23 protein-coding genes are annotated in these 17,096 nt (G+C 60.8%); 1 reads left to right on the forward strand and 22 read right to left on the reverse strand.

Annotated features, from left to right (window positions below):
• Positions 1 to 9: 9 nt before the first annotated feature.
• A complete protein-coding gene (locus ACYVDM_RS17970; RefSeq protein ID WP_415787341.1) occupies positions 10 to 1,194 on the forward strand; it encodes a trypsin-like peptidase domain-containing protein in 1,185 nt (394 codons plus the stop codon).
• Between the two features lie 52 nt (positions 1,195 to 1,246).
• Here ACYVDM_RS17970 and tatC read toward each other — a convergent pair whose 3' ends face one another.
• The 22 genes from tatC to ACYVDM_RS18080 form a co-directional block, all read right to left on the reverse strand.
• Positions 1,247 to 1,996 (reverse strand): twin-arginine translocase subunit TatC, encoded by a 750-nt coding sequence (gene tatC, locus ACYVDM_RS17975; RefSeq protein WP_415788836.1) that lies wholly within the window; start codon positions 1,994 to 1,996, stop codon positions 1,247 to 1,249.
• Between the two features lie 53 nt (positions 1,997 to 2,049).
• Entirely contained in the window at positions 2,050 to 2,541 is a 492-nt protein-coding gene (gene tatB, locus ACYVDM_RS17980; protein WP_415787343.1) for a Sec-independent protein translocase protein TatB, read from the reverse strand.
• A 97-nt stretch (positions 2,542 to 2,638) separates the two neighbouring features.
• Entirely contained in the window at positions 2,639 to 2,863 is a 225-nt protein-coding gene (gene tatA, locus ACYVDM_RS17985; RefSeq protein WP_415787345.1) for a Sec-independent protein translocase subunit TatA, read from the reverse strand.
• A gap of 18 nt (positions 2,864 to 2,881) precedes the next feature.
• Complete coding sequence (locus ACYVDM_RS17990; protein WP_415787347.1) at positions 2,882 to 3,250, reverse strand: histidine triad nucleotide-binding protein; 369 nt, start codon at positions 3,248 to 3,250, stop codon at positions 2,882 to 2,884.
• Between the two features lie 13 nt (positions 3,251 to 3,263).
• Positions 3,264 to 3,611: a phosphoribosyl-ATP diphosphatase gene (locus ACYVDM_RS17995; RefSeq protein ID WP_415787349.1), complete on the reverse strand. Its 348-nt coding sequence runs from the start codon at positions 3,609 to 3,611 to the stop codon at positions 3,264 to 3,266.
• A complete protein-coding gene (gene hisI, locus ACYVDM_RS18000) occupies positions 3,608 to 4,012 on the reverse strand; it encodes a phosphoribosyl-AMP cyclohydrolase (protein WP_415787351.1) in 405 nt (134 codons plus the stop codon). The genes ACYVDM_RS17995 and hisI overlap by 4 nt, the downstream gene beginning before the upstream one ends.
• Positions 4,013 to 4,021: 9 nt before the next feature.
• Positions 4,022 to 4,843 (reverse strand): imidazole glycerol phosphate synthase subunit HisF, encoded by an 822-nt coding sequence (gene hisF / locus ACYVDM_RS18005; RefSeq protein WP_415787353.1) that lies wholly within the window; start codon positions 4,841 to 4,843, stop codon positions 4,022 to 4,024.
• Positions 4,840 to 5,580, reverse strand: a complete 741-nt coding sequence (gene hisA, locus ACYVDM_RS18010; protein ID WP_415787356.1) for a 1-(5-phosphoribosyl)-5-[(5-phosphoribosylamino)methylideneamino]imidazole-4-carboxamide isomerase — start codon at positions 5,578 to 5,580, stop codon at positions 4,840 to 4,842. The genes hisF and hisA overlap by 4 nt, the downstream gene beginning before the upstream one ends.
• Positions 5,581 to 5,641: 61 nt before the next feature.
• The gene (hisH, locus tag ACYVDM_RS18015; protein ID WP_415787358.1) at positions 5,642 to 6,295 is read right to left on the reverse strand and encodes an imidazole glycerol phosphate synthase subunit HisH; all 654 of its coding nucleotides are present in this window, start codon (positions 6,293 to 6,295) and stop codon (positions 5,642 to 5,644) included.
• A gap of 27 nt (positions 6,296 to 6,322) precedes the next feature.
• Positions 6,323 to 6,910, reverse strand: a complete 588-nt coding sequence (gene hisB / locus ACYVDM_RS18020) for an imidazoleglycerol-phosphate dehydratase HisB (RefSeq protein ID WP_415787360.1) — start codon at positions 6,908 to 6,910, stop codon at positions 6,323 to 6,325.
• Between the two features lie 16 nt (positions 6,911 to 6,926).
• Positions 6,927 to 8,030: a histidinol-phosphate transaminase gene (hisC, locus tag ACYVDM_RS18025; protein WP_415787362.1), complete on the reverse strand. Its 1,104-nt coding sequence runs from the start codon at positions 8,028 to 8,030 to the stop codon at positions 6,927 to 6,929.
• The gene (gene hisD, locus ACYVDM_RS18030; protein WP_415787364.1) at positions 8,027 to 9,343 is read right to left on the reverse strand and encodes a histidinol dehydrogenase; all 1,317 of its coding nucleotides are present in this window, start codon (positions 9,341 to 9,343) and stop codon (positions 8,027 to 8,029) included. Before hisD ends, hisC begins: the two co-directional genes overlap by 4 nt.
• Before the next feature lie 105 nt (positions 9,344 to 9,448).
• Positions 9,449 to 10,129, reverse strand: a complete 681-nt coding sequence (gene hisG, locus ACYVDM_RS18035; protein ID WP_415787366.1) for an ATP phosphoribosyltransferase — start codon at positions 10,127 to 10,129, stop codon at positions 9,449 to 9,451.
• The gene (murA, locus tag ACYVDM_RS18040) at positions 10,126 to 11,394 is read right to left on the reverse strand and encodes a UDP-N-acetylglucosamine 1-carboxyvinyltransferase (RefSeq protein WP_415787368.1); all 1,269 of its coding nucleotides are present in this window, start codon (positions 11,392 to 11,394) and stop codon (positions 10,126 to 10,128) included. Before murA ends, hisG begins: the two co-directional genes overlap by 4 nt.
• Positions 11,394 to 11,639: a BolA family protein gene (locus ACYVDM_RS18045; protein WP_415787370.1), complete on the reverse strand. Its 246-nt coding sequence runs from the start codon at positions 11,637 to 11,639 to the stop codon at positions 11,394 to 11,396. The genes murA and ACYVDM_RS18045 overlap by 1 nt, the downstream gene beginning before the upstream one ends.
• Positions 11,640 to 11,644: 5 nt before the next feature.
• Positions 11,645 to 12,457, reverse strand: coding sequence for an ABC transporter permease (locus ACYVDM_RS18050; protein WP_415787372.1), 813 nt, complete (start codon positions 12,455 to 12,457; stop codon positions 11,645 to 11,647).
• Positions 12,454 to 13,263 carry an ABC transporter ATP-binding protein gene (locus tag ACYVDM_RS18055; RefSeq protein ID WP_415787374.1) on the reverse strand — a complete coding sequence of 270 codons (810 nt, stop codon included), beginning with the start codon at positions 13,261 to 13,263 and terminating at the stop codon, positions 12,454 to 12,456. Before ACYVDM_RS18055 ends, ACYVDM_RS18050 begins: the two co-directional genes overlap by 4 nt.
• An 88-nt stretch (positions 13,264 to 13,351) precedes the next feature.
• Complete coding sequence (locus ACYVDM_RS18060; RefSeq protein ID WP_415787376.1) at positions 13,352 to 13,990, reverse strand: MlaC/ttg2D family ABC transporter substrate-binding protein; 639 nt, start codon at positions 13,988 to 13,990, stop codon at positions 13,352 to 13,354.
• A gap of 38 nt (positions 13,991 to 14,028) precedes the next feature.
• Entirely contained in the window at positions 14,029 to 14,829 is an 801-nt protein-coding gene (locus tag ACYVDM_RS18065; RefSeq protein ID WP_415787378.1) for an MlaA family lipoprotein, read from the reverse strand.
• Positions 14,830 to 14,936: 107 nt separating this feature from the next.
• Positions 14,937 to 15,446: an outer membrane lipid asymmetry maintenance protein MlaD gene (mlaD, locus tag ACYVDM_RS18070; protein WP_415787380.1), complete on the reverse strand. Its 510-nt coding sequence runs from the start codon at positions 15,444 to 15,446 to the stop codon at positions 14,937 to 14,939.
• A 14-nt stretch (positions 15,447 to 15,460) separates the two neighbouring features.
• Positions 15,461 to 16,249: a lipid asymmetry maintenance ABC transporter permease subunit MlaE gene (gene mlaE / locus ACYVDM_RS18075; RefSeq protein ID WP_460475434.1), complete on the reverse strand. Its 789-nt coding sequence runs from the start codon at positions 16,247 to 16,249 to the stop codon at positions 15,461 to 15,463.
• Complete coding sequence (locus tag ACYVDM_RS18080; RefSeq protein ID WP_415787384.1) at positions 16,246 to 17,082, reverse strand: ABC transporter ATP-binding protein; 837 nt, start codon at positions 17,080 to 17,082, stop codon at positions 16,246 to 16,248. The genes mlaE and ACYVDM_RS18080 overlap by 4 nt, the downstream gene beginning before the upstream one ends.
• Between the last annotated feature and the right edge of the window lie 14 nt (positions 17,083 to 17,096).

Genomic DNA, 17,096 nt, shown 5'->3' on the forward strand with positions numbered 1-17,096 from the left:
GTCAGGATCATGCGTCGCTATTGGCTGATATTTGCTCAGGCCGTCACGGTGTGTCTGGCCATTTTATTCGTCGTGACTACGTTGCGGCCCGATTGGTTGCGTCTGTCGTCGCCCGATCCTGCGCCCGCGCCGGTACCAGGCGTGGCAACCCAGCCGCCCCGCGATATGGACAGATCGGCTGCCAGAGAGCGTGGCTTGTCCTCGTATGCCTATGCCGTGTCACAGGCGGCGCCGTCAGTAGTGAACGTATTTACCAGCAAGCACGTGAATGTGCCGATCGTACCGTTGCCTGACGATCCGGCGCTGCGCCAGTTGTTTGGGCAGGTGCCGGGCCTGAGCCGGCGTCAGGCATCGACCAGCCTGGGTTCGGGTGTCATCGTCAACGGCGACGGTTATGTCCTGACAAACTACCATGTGGTCGAGGCCGCTGACGCGATCGAAGTGGCACTGGCCGATGGCCGTGCCGGGACGGCAAAGGTTGTAGGGGCCGATCCCGAGACGGATCTGGCCGTGTTGAAACTGTCCGATAGTCTGCGACCGCTGCCGGTCGCAAAGTTTGCCACCGATCGCAGTTTGCACGTGGGTGATGTGGTGTTGGCGATCGGCAATCCGTTTGGCGTGGGGCAGACCACCACGCAGGGGATTGTGTCCGCATTGGGCCGCAATGGCCTGGGCATCAATACCTATGAAAATTTCATCCAGACCGATGCGGCGATCAATCCGGGCAATTCAGGCGGGGCGTTGATTGATACGCAAGGCAACCTGGTGGGCATCAATGCGGCGATTTACTCCGAAACAGGAGGGTCTTTAGGAATCGGGTTTGCGATTCCGGTCGATACCGCGCGCAAGATCATGGAAGAAATCATCAAGACTGGTGCCGTGCAGCGTGGTTGGCTGGGGATTGAGCCCCAGGACATTACGCCTGATTTGGCGCGCGCTTTCGGGCTGCCGGCGGATACGCATGGTGTGGTGATTGCCGGCGTGATGCGCAATGGTCCGGCGGGCAAGGCGGGGCTGCGTGTCGGCGATATCGTGCAGACGGTCGATGATGCTCAGGTACTGGACACGATGACGATGCTGCGGTTGATTGCCGCACTGCCGCCCGGAGAAAAGGCGACGCTGGATATTGTGCGCGGTGGCAAATCGCGCACTGTCACCGTCACGGTTGGGACGCGGCCGACGCCACCCCGGTAAACGGGGCGAGAGCCTTTTCTGGGCCGCGCAAGCGCGTCCCAGACCCCGTTTGTCAGGGACGTTCAGTCAGATTGCCCGTCGTGTCTTCGGTATCGGTCTCTTTGCTGCCTGACGAGACCACCCGCGCGCAGAGCAGGCCGACCTCGTACAGGATGCACAGCGGTACGGCCAGCATGAACTGGCTGACGACATCGGGCGGGGTGACGACGGCGGCGATGACGAATGCGCCAACGACGACGTAGCCGCGCGCACTGCGCAGTTTGTCGAGTTCGACAATGCCTGTCTTGACGAGCAAGACGACTGCTACCGGGACCTCAAAGGTAATGCCGAATGCCATGAACATCGTCATGACAAAGCTGAGATAGGCTTCGATATCGGGAGCGGGCGTGATGGATTGCGGCGCAAAGGTCGAAATGAAGTGAAAGACCGTGCGAAAGACAAAGAAGTAGCAAAATGCCATGCCCAGGATAAAGAGCAGTGTGCTCGATAGGATGAGGGGCATGGCCAGGCGTTTTTCGTGCCGATAGAGGCCAGGCGCGACAAAGGCCCAGGCCTGGTACAGCACGATCGGTAATGCGACGACAAACGCGGCCATCAGGGTGACCTTGACGGGCACCATGAACGGCGTGATGACGCCGGTGGCAATCATGCGCGTACCTTCGGGTAACGAGGCCAGCATGGGCTGCGCCAACAAGTCATAGATGGCCGAGGCGCCGGGGTAGATAAACAGCACCACGAATACCACGATGACGGCCGCGACAGCCTTCATGAGTCGGCTGCGCAGCTCGACCAGGTGGGACATGAAGGTTTCTTGCGGCTGTTCCTGGTCCAGCTCGTCGGGTTTGGCGTTCTGGGTCACGGTGTGATGGGTGTTTTCGGTTGAGGGGGGGCGGCCGGGGCGTCAGGTGCCGTATCGGCAGGAGCGGTAGCGCCTGCAGGCGACACATCGACAGACGCCGTCGCTGCGGTCGTTGCACCGGCGGACGTCGATTCTGATGTGGACGGATTCGCTACGCCGGCGGGCGATTCCACTTCTTTTTTCAGATCGGAGATTTCTTTGGTCGCGGTCTGCGCGGTGTCATTCAATCCGGTGCGTATCGAGTTTTCGGTGTCGCGCAGCGAGCTCGTGACGCTACTGGCAGCGTCATCCATTTCTTTCTTGAAACTGCGTAGTTCGTCGAGCTCAACCTCGCGCTTGATGTCGCTTTTTACATCATTGACATAGCGTTGAGCGCGGCCGAGCAGGTGTCCAACGGTACGTGCCACTTTAGGCAGCCGTTCGGGCCCGATGACAATCAGCGCAATGACGCCAATCACCATCAGTTCAGTGAAACTGACATCAAACATGCGACATCTGCTCGCTTAAAAACAAAGAGATAACGGGAAACGCGGCCAAGCAACGTCGTGAGACGTTGCCTGGGGGATCACACCCGCGCCACGTAGATTAGGAGTTGGTTTTTTCTTTGGCCTGGACGTCGATAGTGTCGTCGGCGACTTTTTGTTGCGAGACCTGCTCAGGTTCATCGCTTTTGGCTTCTTTCATGCCTTCTTTGAAGCCTTTGACAGCGCCGCCAAGATCCCCACCGATGTTGCGCAGTTTCTTGGTACCAAATACGAGGGCTACGATGACCAGAACGATCAACCAATGCCAAATGCTAAAGCTACCCATGATGACGGTTCTCCGGGGTTATGCGTTGGGAGCCACGCGCCCTTTCCAGGGACGCGGACCGCCGATAATGTGGAAATGCAAATGCGAGACTTCTTGGCCGCCGTCGACGCCGGCGTTGGCAACCAGGCGGAAACCCCCATCGGGGCCTGGTCGGCAGCCGTTTTCCGCCGCCAGGCGGGACGCCAATATTGTCATTCTACCTAACCAGCCCGCATCGTCGGGGCCGACGTCTTGCAGCGAAACAATGTGCTGTCGCGGAATCAGCAGTAGATGTACCGGGGCGGCCGGATTAATGTCGTGGAACGCGACGAACTCCTCATCCTCGAAGATCTTTTTCGAGGGGATTTCGCCGCGGGCGATCTTGCAGAAAATACAGTTATGGCTCATGTTGATTCCGTACTCAGGACGCAGGGCGCCGTGCTTTTTCTTCGAGGCCAGACAGGCCTTCCCGGCGTGCCAGCTCGGCCAGCACGTCTTCGGGCCGCAGATTGTAGTGAGTCAACGTGACGAGGCAATGAAACCATAAATCAGCCGTTTCGCTGACGATGCGTTCAGGGTCGCCGTCTTTGGCGGCCATGACCAATTCAGTAGCTTCCTCGCCGATTTTCTTGAGAAAAGCGTCGGGGCCTTTGGCCAGCAGCTTGGCGACGTACGACGTCTGTGGATCGCCGCCGTTTTCGGGGCGACGCGTGGCCAGCGTGTCGGCGATGCGCGCCAGCATGTCATTGCCGGACAAGGGATTGCTCATTTGTAAATGTGTTCCGGATCTTTCAGGACGGGGTCGACGGTGACCCAGGATGCGCTGTCCGCCGGCCCTTCGAGGTGGCGAAAGAAGCAACTGGCGCGGCCGGTGTGGCAGGCGATGCCGCCCTCTTGGTGCACTTTGAGCAGGATGACGTCGCCATCACAGTCCAGGCGCAGGTCGTGCACGGTCTGGGTATGCCCGGATTCTTCGCCTTTGCGCCACAGGCGCTGGCGCGAACGAGACCAGTAGACCGCGCGTCCGGTGGCAGCGGTTTCGGCCAGCGCGTCGCGGTTCATCCAGGCCACCATCAAGATCTGGCCGTTTTCGGCGTCTTGTGCGATGGCGGGAATCAGGCCGTTGTCGTCAAAAACGACGTCGGCCATCCAGGCGGGATCGGTATTCATAAATGCAGTCTAATCCAGTCTGACAGCGATGCCTTGTTCTGCCATAAAGGCTTTGCACTCGCGCACCGTGTGTTGGCCAAAGTGGAATATGCTGGCCGCCAGTACAGCGTTGGCGCGTCCGGCGGTGACGCCGTCGGCCAGATGTTGCAGGCTGCCTACGCCACCCGAGGCGATCACGGGCACCGGTACGGCGTCCGATACCGCACGGGTGAGTTCGATATCGAAGCCGGATTTGGTACCGTCTCGGTCCATGCTGGTCAGCAGGATCTCACCCGCTCCATATCCGGCCATCTGGCTCGCCCATTGTATGGCGTCCAGGCCCGTGGGTTTGCGGCCACCGTGGGTAAAGACCTCCCAGCGTGCCGGCTCCCCTGGGGCAGAAACGCGTCGGGCGTCGATGGCCACCACAATGCATTGCGAGCCGTGGTAGCTCGCTGCGGCGCGGACCAGCTCAGGATTGGCGACGGCGGCGCTGTTGATGCTGATCTTGTCGGCGCCGGCGTTAAGCAGGCGTTGTACGTCCGAGACTTGGCGGACCCCGCCGCCCACGGTCAGGGGGATAAAGACCTGCGAGGCGACCTGCTCAATGATCGGCAGGATTAGATCGCGGCCGTCACTGGTGGCGGTGATGTCCAGGAATGTGAGTTCGTCCGCGCCCTGCTCGTCGTAACGTCGAGCGATTTCGACAGGATCGCCCGCATCCGTCAGATTGACGAAATTGACCCCTTTGACGACGCGCCCTGCCGTGACATCCAGGCAAGGGATGATGCGGCGAGTCAGCCCGGTTGATACGCCGGGCGGTATTGCCGTCGTGGTCGTCTGGGTGTTCATGGGTTCAGTTCGTCGGCGCGGTCCTGGGCAGCCTGGAAGTCGAGCGTACCCTCGTAGATGCTGCGGCCGAGGATCGCGCCTTCGACGCCTTCGTCGGCGACGGCGCATAGGGCTTCGATGTCCTGCATGCCGGCAATACCGCCCGAGGCGAAGACGGGGACGCGCACGTGTTGGGCAAGCTTGACGGTCGCATCAATGTTGACGCCTGACAACATGCCATCGCGGCTGATGTCGGTGTAGATGATGGAGTCGCAGCCGTAGTCTTCGAACTTCTTGGCCAAGTCCAGGACGTCGTGACGGGTGAGCTTGCTCCAGCCGTCCGTGGCGATTTTGCCGTCGCGCGCGTCAAGCCCCACGATGATCTGGCCTGGGAACGCTCCGCAGGCATCTTGCAAGAAGCCCGGGTTTTTCACGGCGGCGGTGCCGATGATGACGTACGAAATACCGGCATCCAGATAGGCCTCAATGGTGTCGAGGTCGCGGATACCTCCGCCGATCTGCACCGGAATTTCGTCGCCGATGGCTTGCAGGATGGCCTTGATGGAGGCGTTGTTTTTGGGTACACCCGCGACGGCGCCATTCAGATCAACCAGATGCAGGCGTCGTGCGCCCAGGTCGAGCCAGTGTGACGCCATGGTGGCGGGTTCTTCAGAGAATACCGTTGCCTCGTCGAGGTCTCCCTGGCGTAGGCGCACGCAGCGTCCGTCTTTGAGATCGATGGCGGGGATCAGCAGCATGGTGAATAGCGAGCGTAAGAAATGGGTTGAAAAAGGGTCAGATCCGAGAGCGTGCGGGAGGTTACGGCTGCCAGTCTACAAAATTGCGGTACAGGCGCAAACCGTGGGACGCACTTTTTTCGGGGTGAAACTGCACCGCAAAAATGTTGGCGGCAGCTACGGCACACGTAAACGTAACACCATAGTCGGTCTCGCCGATAGTCAATGCGGGATCGGCCGGTGCAGCATAGTAGCTGTGTACGAAATAGAAATGTGTGTAATCCGGAATGCCGTCCCATAACGCGTGAGAGCGCGTTTGGCGGACTTGGTTCCAGCCCATGTGGGGCACTTTCAGGCGCTCGTCACCCGTGTTGGCCAGCATGCCATCGGCAAAGGGGCTGCCCGCAAAGCGGCGTACGGTGCCTGGAAACAAGCCCAGGCAAAGGGTGTCACCCTCTTCGCTGGCGTCGAACAGCATTTGTTCGCCCACGCAAACGCCCAACAAGGGCTTGTTGCGGGCGGCACGCAGGACGGCCTCGCGCAGGCCGGATTCGTTCAGGGTGTGCATGCAGTCGGCCATGGCGCCCTGGCCAGGGAAAACGACGCGGTCGGCCGCGTCGATGTCGGCGGCACGGTTACAAATACGAATGTCGGCGTCGGGCGCAGCGTAGCGCAGCGCACGCGCCACGGAATGGAAATTGCCCATTCCGTAATCGACGATGGCAATGGTAGTCACTGAAATCTGCCTGGCGAATGGGTGGGGCTACAGCACGCCCTTGGTGGAGGGCACGACGTCGCCCATGCGGGGATCGATCTCAAGCGCCATGCGCAACGCACGGCCAAAGGCCTTGAAGACGGTTTCGCACTGATGGTGGGCGTTAACGCCGCGTAGGTTGTCGATATGCAGTGTGGCCAGGGCGTGATTGACGAAGCCCTGGAAAAATTCACGGGTCAGATCGACGTCAAAATCGCCAATGCGTGCACGGGTAAATGGGATGTGATATTCCAGACCTGGGCGGCCGGAAAAGTCGATTACGACGCGCGAGAGGGCTTCGTCCAGCGGGACGTAGGCGTGTCCATAGCGGCGCAGGCCGGCCTTGCTGCCGACCGCCTTCGCGACGGCCATGCCCAGCGTGATACCGACGTCTTCGACGGTATGGTGCGCGTCGATGTGCAGGTCGCCCTCGGCCTTGATGTCCAGGTCAATCAGACCATGTCGGGCAATTTGATCCAGCATGTGATCTAGAAACGGCACACCTGTATCCAGGTTTTGTTTGCCGGTGCCGTCCAGATTGACGGCTACGCGGATGCGCGTTTCGTTGGTATTGCGGGTGATATCGGCGGTACGCATAACAAGAGGGGCGAGCCTAGTAGGAACAAAGAATATCTTGCAGGGTGGATAACAGCGCGGTGTTTTCGGCAGGCGTGCCTATCGATATGCGTAGGCAGTTTGCCAGCAGCGGATGCGCGCTGGAGAAGTTCTTTACCAGTATTTTGCGCGTTTTCAGGGCAAGATGCACAGCGTTGCCGTCGAGTTCACCCGAAAATCGTGCAAGAACGAAGTTTCCTGCACTCGGATAGACGGTCACACCGGGTAAGTCGGCCAGTGCAGCGGCAAGCAGAGCGCGATCGACGCATAATTGAGCGGCCTGTCCATCGAGCACCGCTTTGTGGCGTAGCACAGCGCGTAACGCGGCCTGAGTCAGCACGTTCAGATTGTAGGGCGGACGCACCTTGTCGAACTGCGCAATCCAGTCGGCGTGGCCGGCTAAATAGCCAAAACGCAGGCCCGCCAGGCCGATCTTGGAGACGGTGCGCAAGATCACGGCTTGGGGTAATGCGGGTAGGCGTGACATCCAGGTGTGGTCGGCAAAGGGCTGGTAGGCCTCGTCCAATACCACCAGGCCAGGGGCCGCGTCGATAATGGCGCGAACGGCTTCATCCGGCCACAATCCGCCCGTGGGGTTGTTGGGTAAGGCCAGAAAGATGACCTTGGGGCGATGTTGGTCAATAGCCTGCAACATGGCGGGTAGATCACATTGCAGATCGGCTGTCAGCGGCACACCGACGAAACGCGCGTGATCAAAGCGTGCCGCCATGTCGAAATAGACAAATGACGGCCAGGGCGACAAAACGATGTCGCCGGGCTCACAACAAGCCTGCACAATCAGGTGAATGAGTTCGTCAGACCCATTGCCGAACAGCAGGCTGGACTCTGCCGGGATGTCGAAGGCATGGCGGACATCATGCGCCAGCGCCTGAGTGTCGCCCGCGGGATAGCGATTGAGCGCGGTGTCGCGCACAGCACGGGCGATCTCGTCGCGTACCGACTCAGGTAATTCGTATGGGCATTCCATGGCGTCGAGCTTGATGCCGCCTGCCAAGGCGGGCGGCACGGGATAAGCGTTTAGCGCACGGATATCAGCCCGAACCGTGGCGGCGACGCGATCGGCCGCGGCGAGACGTGTCATGGCTTGTCCTGTTGGGGCTCCAACCGGTATTGGGCGCTCGCCGCATGGGCGTGCAGGCCTTCGCCGAGCGCGAGTTCAGCGGCAATGCGACCCAGCGTCTGAGCCCCCTGCCGTGATACCTGGATCAGGCTGGAGCGTTTCTGGAAGTCGTATACCCCCAACGGTGACGAAAAGCGGGCCGTACGCGAGGTCGGCAGTACGTGGTTGGGGCCAGCACAATAGTCACCCAGCGATTCGGAGCTGAAACGCCCCATGAAAATGGCGCCGGCGTGGCGAATACGGGCCGTCCAGTGTTCGGGCTGTTCGGTTGAAATTTCCAGGTGTTCGGGGGCGATCTCGTTAGCAATCGCACAGGCTTCGTCCAGGTCGCGCACCAGCACGAGCGCGCCGCGATTCGCCAGACTGACGCGCAGGATATCGGCGCGTGGCATGGTCGGCAGCAGGCGTTCGATGGCCGTCTCGACCTCGTCGATGAATGCGGCGTCAGGACACAACAAGATGGATTGGGCGAGTTCGTCGTGTTCGGACTGGGAGAACAGATCCATGGCGATCCAATCGGCCGGGGTCTTGCCGTCGCAGATGATCAGGATTTCGCTGGGTCCCGCAATCATATCGATGCCCACCGTGCCAAAGACACGGCGCTTGGCCGCGGCCACATAGGCGTTGCCGGGGCCGACAATTTTGTCGACGGCGGGAACCGTCGCCGTGCCGTAGGCCAGTGCGCCGATAGCTTGTGCCCCGCCGATGGCAAACGCGCGATCGACGCCAGCGATGGCGGCCGCGGCCAGCACGATGGGGTTACGCACGCCGTCGGGGGTGGGCGTGACCATGATCAACTCGGGCACACCAGCGACCTTGGCGGGGATGGCGTTCATCAGCACTGACGATGGGTAGGCGGCTTTGCCGCCCGGCACATATAAGCCCACGCGATCCAGGGGGGTGACCTGCTGGCCAAGCAGGGTGCCCTCGGCGTCCGTGTATGTCCATGTCTCGCTGCGTTGGTGTTCGTGATAGGCACGGACGCGGTCAGCGGCGGTTTCCAGGGCGTTACGTTGTGCGGTCGGTAGCGTCGCCAACGCGGCATGCCAGTCGGCTTTGGGGATCTCCAGCGCGTCCGCAGAGGTGGCGGCGATGCGATCGAACCGCTGGGTGTATTCCACCAGGGCAGCGTCGCCACGGTGGCGCACGTCGGCCAGGATGCCAGCGGCTGCACGGTCGATGGATTCGTCTTCGGTGGCTTCGAAAGCGAGCAGTTTGGACAGCGCGGCGGCAAAATCCGGCTGGCGGGAGTCGAGGCGATTGATCAGAGCCATGGCGTCATGGTGAAACAAAAAAGGCCGCAGGCGGCGGCAAGGTAGAGCTCCGCCGCCGAAGCGCATAAAAACATAGTGTAGCGGGCGCGTGCCGCTCGTGCCGCGTTAGGCGGCGGCGCCCGCGTTCGCCGCTCGTTGAAACGTATCCAGCAGGGGCTGCAATCGCGCGCCACGGGTCTTGAGCGAAGCCTGATTGACGATCAGGCGCGACGAAATGGCCATGATGTCTTCGACGGCGGCCAAGTCGTTCGCACGCAGGGTGCCGCCCGACGACACCAGGTCGACGATGCAGTCTGCCAGTCCGACCAGCGGCGCCAACTCCATCGAGCCATAGAGCTTGATGATATCGACGTAGACGCCTTTCGAGGCGAAATGTTCCCGGGCGGATTGCACATACTTGGTGGCCACGCGCAGGCGCGCGCCCTGGTGTACTGCGGCTTCGTAGTCGAAACCGTTGCGTACTGCGACACATAGCCGGCATTTGGCGATGTTCAGGTCTATGGGCTGATACAGACCGCCGGGATGTTGGGCCGCATGCTCGATGAGCACGTCTTTTCCTGCGATGCCCAGGTCGGCCGCGCCGTACTGTACGTAGGTGGGTACATCGGATGCCCGAACGATGATCAGGCGCAGGCCGGGATCGCTGGTCGGCAGAATCAGTTTGCGCGAGCTTTCGGGGTTTTCTGGGACGTCGATGCCAGCCTCGGCCAGCAGCGGTAGCGTTTCTTCGAAAATACGCCCCTTGGACAAGGCCAGGGTGATGGGCGCGTTGGCGACGGCGATCATGTGGATTCCTTGCCTGTCAGTCGCTGGATGTCGGCGCCCAGGGCGCGCAGTTTGACTTCCATGCGGTCATAGCCGCGGTCCAGGTGGTAAATACGGTCGACGGTGGTTTGGCCCTCAGCGGCCAGACCCGCGATGACCAGGCTGGCCGAGGCGCGCAGATCGGTTGCCATCACGATGGCGCCTGACAAGCGCGGGACGCCGCGCACGACGGCAGTGTGGCCGTCGATGTCGATTTCTGCACCCATGCGGCGAAGTTCTTGCACGTGCATGTAGCGGTTTTCGAAGATGGTTTCCACGATGACCGAGGTGCCGTCGGCGACCGTGTCCAACGCCATCAACTGGGCCTGCATGTCAGTCGCAAAACCCGGGTATTCGTGCGTTCGGACGCCCACGGCGCGCGGGCGTCCCTGCATGGCGCCGCGAATCCAGTCGGGGCCGATTTCCAGCGTGAGGCCGGCTTCGGTGAGCTTGTCCAACGTGGCACCCATGGCGTCGGGGGCGACGTTGCGCACGACGATGTCGCCGCCTGCCGCACCCACTGCGCACAAAAACGTGCCCGCCTCAATGCGATCAGGGCTGACACGGTGTTCGGCGCCGTTCAGGCGGGCCACGCCATCGATCACGATGCGATCCGTACCATGGCCATGGATGCGGGCCCCCATTTTGATCAACAACTCGGCCAGATCAACGATTTCGGGCTCGCGGGCCGCGTTTTCGAGAACGGTCTGGCCTTCGGCCAATACGGCTGCCATCAGGAGGTTTTCGGTGCCCGTGACCGTGACCATGTCGGTGCGAATGGACGCACCTTTCAGGCGTGGCGCCTTGGCCACGACAAAGCCATGTTCGATGCTGATATCGGCGCCTAGCGCCGCCAAGCCCTTGATGTGCTGGTCGACTGGACGTTGTCCGATGCTGCAACCACCCGGCAGACTGACGCGGGCTTCGCCAAAGCGTGCCAGCAAGGGACCGAGCACGAGGATCGAGGCGCGCATGGTCTTGACCAGATCGTACGGGGCTTCCAGGTCGTCTACCTGATCGGCCTGTAGCGTGACGATGCCGTCGCTATTGCGCTCGGCCTTGACACCCATGCGGGCCAGCAGGCGGCGCATGGTGGAGGTATCGTTCAGATCCGGCACGTTGTGCAGGACCACGGGATCGGCAGTAAGCAGGCTCGCGCACAAAATAGGCAAGGCTGCGTTCTTGGCCCCCGAGATGATGACTTCGCCGCGCAGGGAGGCGCCGCCGGTGATGCGTAGTTTGTCCATTATTGACCTGCCTTGGCGTATTCCTCGGGCGTCAGCGTGCGCATCGAGAGCGCGTGGATCTCGGCTTTCATGCGGTCACCCAGTGCCGCGTACACCATTTGATGGCGTGCAATCAGGCGCTTGCCCTCGAAAGAGGGGCTGACGATGACGGCGTCGAAATGCGAACCGTCTCCTTGTACATCCAGATGATTGCAAGGCAGTCCGTCAGCGATATATTGGCGAACCTGCTCGGGAGTAGGCAGCATGGGCGTCAATTCCTCAGTTTGTAGCCGCTGGCCAGCAGTCGCAACGCGCAGATCGTGAGAACGGCGAATACCCCGGCGACGACTGCCAGGCTGTGCCACGGGGACATGTCCGACACGGAGAAAAATCCGTAGCGAAAGCCATCAATCGTATAAAAAATGGGGTTCCAGTGCGATACCGCTTGCCAGAATGGCGGCAGGGTATGAATGGAATAGAACACGCCGGACAAAAAGGTGGCCGGCATGATCAGGAAGTTTTGAAATACGGCGAGTTGGTCGAATTTTTCGGCCCATAGCCCGGCGATGATGCCTAGTGTGCCCATGATGCCGCAGGCCAGTACAGCGAACAATACGATCCAGCCGGGGTGTGCCAGTGACAGTGGCGTGAAACAGAGAGCCACCAGCCATACGCAAAGACCCACGGCCAAACCGCGCGCGACGGCGGCCAGCAGGTAGGCCGCAAAAATCTCGCGATGTGACAACGGCGGCAATAGCACGAACACCAAATTGCCGGTGATACGGCTCTGGATCAGCGATGACGAAGGGTTGGCAAAGGCGTTTTGCAGCATGCTCATCATCATCAACCCTGGGATGAGGAATGACGTGTACGGCACGGTGTTGTACACCACGACCCGGCCTTCCAGAACGTGCGCGAACACGAGCAGATAAAGCAAGGCGGTGATCACGGGGGCGGCGATGGTCTGGAAGGCGACCTTCCAGAAACGCAGTAATTCTTTGCGCACCAGGGTGGGAAAGCCCGAACCGGCGTCCAGGCGGGGCTGCACCAGGGGTTGTGTGGTCGGGGTAAGCGGGGGGGTCACGAGAGGGCCTCTTCGGGTTCCAGTTCCGGAGCCTCAGGGGAATCCTGATGCATGATGCGTACGAAAGCGTCCTCAAGGTCTACGCCGCCCACGCGTGCCAACAGCGCCTGGGTGGTGTCCAGCGCGACGATCCGGCCGCCTTTGAGCATGGCGATACGCCCGCACAACGCCTCGGCTTCTTCGAGGTAATGCGTGGTCAGCATGATGGTGTGGCCGGCCTTGTTCAGGCGTGAGATAAATTCCCACAAGGTGCGTCGCAGATCAACGTCAACGCCAGCAGTGGGCTCGTCCAGCACGATCACAGGCGGGCGGTGCACCAAGGCCTGGGCGACCAGGACCCGGCGCTTCATCCCGCCGGAAAGGGCGCGCATATTGGCGTTGGCCTTGTCGGCCAAGCCCAGATTGAACAGAATCTCGTCGATCCAGTCGTCGTTGTTGCGCAGGCCAAAATAGCCTGACTGGATGCGCAGTGTTTCGCGTACGGTGAAAAACGGGTCGTAAACCAGCTCTTGGGGCACCACGCCCAGGGCGCGACGGGCCGATTTGTAGTCAGCGGTGACGTCGTAGCCGCATACGCTGGCATGACCACTGGAGGCGCGCGCCAGGCCGGCCAGGACGGAAATCAGGGTGGTTTTGCCTGCGCCATTGGGGCCGAGCAACCCGAAAAACTCGCCGGGCTCGACGCGCAAGCTAACGTCATTCAGTGCCTGAAATCCCGGCGCGGGGGGGCGTCCAAGCAGCTTCTTCCAGCCGGGCTGATGCGACGGGTAAATCTTGGATACGTGTTCTAGACAGACAGCAGACATGGCAAAGGCGAAGGCCCGGGAAAGAACGAATCGCCCATTATAAATGGCGGCCCCCTCGTGGGGGCCTTGTCCTGGTCGCCGGCCGGGGTTATTGGTTGCGCTGGTTCAGCGCCTTGATCAGCCCATCAATGCCGGATTGCTGGATTTGCTGCGCGAATTGGTTGCGGTAATTCTGGATCAGCCAGATGCCTTCGACATTCATGTCATAGATGCGCCAGCCTTGCTGCGGATCTTTTTCGAGTCGATAGTCAACGCCGACGGGTTGGCCGTTGGATTGCGTGATCAGGCTGCGTACCACCACATCATCCGCGTTAGGATCGCCGCGAAATGGCAACAGCTTGATCGTGGTGGCTTGTGTTACGCCTGTCAACGCGCCGCTGTAGGTGCGGACCAGCGTGCCACGAAAGGCGTCAGCCAATGCCGTTTGTTGCTCGGGTGTGGCTTGGCGCCAGTAGCGGCCGGCTGCCAATTGCGTCGTCTTGCGAAAGTTGACGTAGGGCAGGATCTGGGTATCGACGACTTGGTTGATATGGGCCAGATCGCCGCTCTTGACCTTGTCGTCGGACTTGAGCACGGCCAGTGCCGCGTTAGCAGTATCCAGCACGAACTTGTCCGGGGCGCCATGAGCATCGGGTTTGGCTTGAGCATGGGCGGCGGTCGCGGCCATCAGGCCGACGACAGCGGCCAGACACAGGCGTTGCAGCAGGGGAAAAGCGGAAATTCGCATGCGTACTCCTTATGAATGGGGGCCGTGCGTCGCAGGGATCACTTGGCGGTCGCCGGCGCGGGCGGCTCCGACTGAGCCGGAACGGCGTCATCACCGTCATCCTCGATGCTGTAATCGGGCAGATTGCCCTCGCCTACGGCGCTGCCGCGCACCATGGCGGCCCGGCGTTGCAGGTAGGCGTCGCGGATAAAGCTATAGGGATCCAGTGCGACCCGATCGACCATGTCGGTGGTGTCGAGCAAGCTGGCGCGGGTGTCAACAAGGTCCAGCCCCCACAGCGAATTGCGGATGGCGACGTTGTCGATGGCGCTGGGGCTGCTGTAGGTATACATCGTACCTTGCCAATCGCCGATCAGGCCCACGCCGTCACGGATGCTGCTGGCGCCCCAGATTGGCAGCACCAGATACGGACCTTGACCAAAGCCCCATACCCCGAGCGTGGTGCCGAAATCATTGGGGATCTTGCGGGCGCCATTGGCCGAGGCCACGTCAAAGCAACCGCCTACGCCCATGGTGGTGTTGAACAGGAAGCGGCCCAGAGTATTGACGAAATCGTGACCGCGACCCTGTAGAAAGCTGTTGGTGGCTGCCCAAAGGTCACCCACGTTGCTGAACATGTTGTGCACGCAACTGCGCACCGGTTGGGGAGTGACGTAGGTGTAGGCCTGCGCAACCGGTTTGAATACTGCCCGGTCAACCGTATCGTTGAATTTATATACGCCGCGATTAAATCCTTCCCAGGGATCACGGGGATCGGGGGTGCCTTGCGTTGCGCAACCAGCGGTCAGTGCGCAGACGGCCAGGGCAGAAGCAAATCGAGCGTAGGTAGGCATATTCATATTGGGGTAAAGCCGGGCAAGGGGTCTGTTCGCAAGCCACCTGTCTTGTCGGGACAGGCCAAATAGTAATGGGGGACTAGGTCGAATGGATGACGATAGTGTAAATGTCAGTGTTGCGGGGGCGTACTGGGCTGTTGGCCGGACTTGTCCGAGTTTGCGCCCTGATTTTCCGCAGAGTTGTACAGGAACTGGCTAATCAGGTTTTCCAGAACGACCGCGCTCTGGGTATAGCGGATTTTGCCTCCGTCGGCAAAATTTTTCTCGTCGCCGCCAGCGGTCAGTCCGATGTATTGCTCACCCAGCAGGCCTGATGTCAGGATGGATGCAGACGTGTCCTGGGGGAATTGGTAGTCTTCTTCCATATTGAGAACCACCACCGCCCTGAAGGTCTGGTCGTCAAAGCTGATTTTGTTGACACGGCCCACCACCACGCCAGCACTTTTCACAGGGGCGCGCGCTTTCAGGCCTCCGATGTTGTCGAAATCCGCCGTTAGCGTATAGGTCGGGGCAAAGGAGAAGCTGTTGAGATTACCGGCGCGCAGGGCCAGAAATACCACTGCGGCAAAGCCGAGCAATACAAAGAGTCCTACCCAGAAATCGGTTTTTTCGCGTGACATGATGAAAATCCGTATTAATTGCCAAACATCAGGGCGGTAAGCAGGAAGTCCAGCCCCAGGACGGCGAGTGAGCCGGCGACGACGGTGCGGGTGGTTGCGCGCGCGACACCCTCGGGTGTCGCGCGGGCGGTCCACCCTTGGTAGAGAGCCACCAGCGTGATCGTGACCCCAAACACCAGACTTTTCAGGACACCGTTGGCGACGTCGTTCCAGACGTCTACGCCGTTTTGCATTTGCGACCAGAAGGCGCCAGCATCGACGCCGATGAGCAGTACCCCGACGATCCAGCCACCGAGAATCCCTACCATGGAAAACACGGCAGCCAGCACTGGCATGGCGATGATGCCGCCCCAGAGGCGCGGCACCAGCACGCGCCGCATCGGGTCAACGGCCATGACCTCCATGGCGGAAAGCTGTTCGCCCGCCTTCATCAGCCCGATCTCGGCCGTCAGTGACGTACCTGCGCGGCCGGCAAATAGTAACGCCGTCACCACGGGACCCAATTCGCGTACCAGCGACAGGGCCACCAGCAGGCCGACGGCTTCTTCGGAGCCATAGCGATTTAGCGTGTAATACCCCTGCAATCCCAGCACGAAACCCACAAATAGGCCCGATACGGCGATGATGAGCAGAGAGTGATTGCCAATGAAGTGTACTTGCTGGGACACCAGCCTGGGACGCGATACGGCGATGCCGCTGCGCATCAACAGACTGTTCGCAAAGCGGGTAAAGGCGCCAATACCGCGAATGTTGTTACGGATGCTACGGCCCAGTGCGGAGAGTACGCGGATCGGACTGATCATGATTTGCGCCCCTCTTGATTGGCCAGCCATGCTTGAAAGGCCGGTGTCTCAGGGTACTGAAAGGCGACCGGACCATCGGGTTCGCCGCGCAGAAATTGCTTGACATAAGGGTCTTGCGATTCGGACAACGCTTGTGGTGATCCGGCCATCGCCAGGCGGCCTCGACCAACGAGGTAAACCTTGTCGGCAATCGCGAACGACTCTTGTACGTCATGCGTGATCAAGACGGACGCGCAGTGCAACCGGTCAGACAGGTCGCGAATCAGGCGGGCCGTGATCCCCAGGGAAATCGGGTCCAAGCCGGCAAAGGGCTCGTCGTACAAAATCAGCTCGGGCTCGAGCACCACGGCACGGGCCAACGCCACGCGCCGGGCCATGCCGCCCGAAATTTCGGCTACGCGCAGATGCGCCGCGGCGCGTAGCCCCACCGCGTCGAGCTTGTCCAGCACGCGCGTCCGAATCTCGGATTCAGACAGGGGGGTATGTTCACGTAGCGGAAAGGCGACGTTTTCGAAGACGTTCAGGTCAGTAAACAGCGCGCCTTGTTGAAATAGCACACCCATGCGTTTACGCAGCGCCTGCAACCCATCGCGGTCGACTTGGCTGAGATCGGCGCCGAATGCCCTGACCCGACCGCGTGATGGCTGAAGTTGGCCAGTGGCCGCGCGCAGTAGCGTGGTCTTGCCTGAACCTGATCCGCCCATGATGGCCACGACCTGTCCTGGCTGTACGACCATGTCGATATCTTGCAATACCGTGAAATCTCCATAGCCGAGCGCCACTGCGTCGAGTGACAGGGCGGGGGCCGGGCTGTGGAGCGTGTGATCGGTCATAGGCAACTGGCGTG

This window comes from Bordetella tumulicola, assembly GCF_054779135.1.

Coding starts and splice junctions, on each gene's coding strand:
- ACYVDM_RS17990 (WP_415787347.1), bottom strand. CDS start 3,250: ATGAGCCATAACTGTATTTTCTGCAAGATCGCCCGCGGCGAAATCCCC.
- hisI (WP_415787351.1), bottom strand. CDS start 4,012: ATGAATACCGATCCCGCCTGGATGGCCGACGTCGTTTTTGACGACAAC.
- hisF (WP_415787353.1), bottom strand. CDS start 4,843: ATGAACACCCAGACGACCACGACGGCAATACCGCCCGGCGTATCAACC.
- ACYVDM_RS17970 (WP_415787341.1), top strand. CDS start 10: ATGCGTCGCTATTGGCTGATATTTGCTCAGGCCGTCACGGTGTGTCTG.
- hisC (WP_415787362.1), bottom strand. CDS start 8,030: ATGACACGTCTCGCCGCGGCCGATCGCGTCGCCGCCACGGTTCGGGCT.
- ACYVDM_RS18045 (WP_415787370.1), bottom strand. CDS start 11,639: ATGCTGCCTACTCCCGAGCAGGTTCGCCAATATATCGCTGACGGACTG.
- hisD (WP_415787364.1), bottom strand. CDS start 9,343: ATGGCTCTGATCAATCGCCTCGACTCCCGCCAGCCGGATTTTGCCGCC.
- ACYVDM_RS17995 (WP_415787349.1), bottom strand. CDS start 3,611: ATGAGCAATCCCTTGTCCGGCAATGACATGCTGGCGCGCATCGCCGAC.
- hisG (WP_415787366.1), bottom strand. CDS start 10,129: ATGATCGCCGTCGCCAACGCGCCCATCACCCTGGCCTTGTCCAAGGGG.
- mlaD (WP_415787380.1), bottom strand. CDS start 15,446: ATGTCACGCGAAAAAACCGATTTCTGGGTAGGACTCTTTGTATTGCTC.
- ACYVDM_RS18080 (WP_415787384.1), bottom strand. CDS start 17,082: ATGACCGATCACACGCTCCACAGCCCGGCCCCCGCCCTGTCACTCGAC.
- tatA (WP_415787345.1), bottom strand. CDS start 2,863: ATGGGTAGCTTTAGCATTTGGCATTGGTTGATCGTTCTGGTCATCGTA.
- ACYVDM_RS18065 (WP_415787378.1), bottom strand. CDS start 14,829: ATGAATATGCCTACCTACGCTCGATTTGCTTCTGCCCTGGCCGTCTGC.
- murA (WP_415787368.1), bottom strand. CDS start 11,394: ATGGACAAACTACGCATCACCGGCGGCGCCTCCCTGCGCGGCGAAGTC.
- tatB (WP_415787343.1), bottom strand. CDS start 2,541: ATGTTTGATGTCAGTTTCACTGAACTGATGGTGATTGGCGTCATTGCG.
- ACYVDM_RS18055 (WP_415787374.1), bottom strand. CDS start 13,263: ATGTCTGCTGTCTGTCTAGAACACGTATCCAAGATTTACCCGTCGCAT.
- hisA (WP_415787356.1), bottom strand. CDS start 5,580: ATGCTGCTGATCCCCGCCATCGATCTCAAAGACGGACGCTGCGTGCGC.
- ACYVDM_RS18060 (WP_415787376.1), bottom strand. CDS start 13,990: ATGCGAATTTCCGCTTTTCCCCTGCTGCAACGCCTGTGTCTGGCCGCT.
- mlaE (WP_460475434.1), bottom strand. CDS start 16,249: ATGATCAGTCCGATCCGCGTACTCTCCGCACTGGGCCGTAGCATCCGT.
- hisB (WP_415787360.1), bottom strand. CDS start 6,910: ATGCGTACCGCCGATATCACCCGCAATACCAACGAAACGCGCATCCGC.
- tatC (WP_415788836.1), bottom strand. CDS start 1,996: ATGTCCCACCTGGTCGAGCTGCGCAGCCGACTCATGAAGGCTGTCGCG.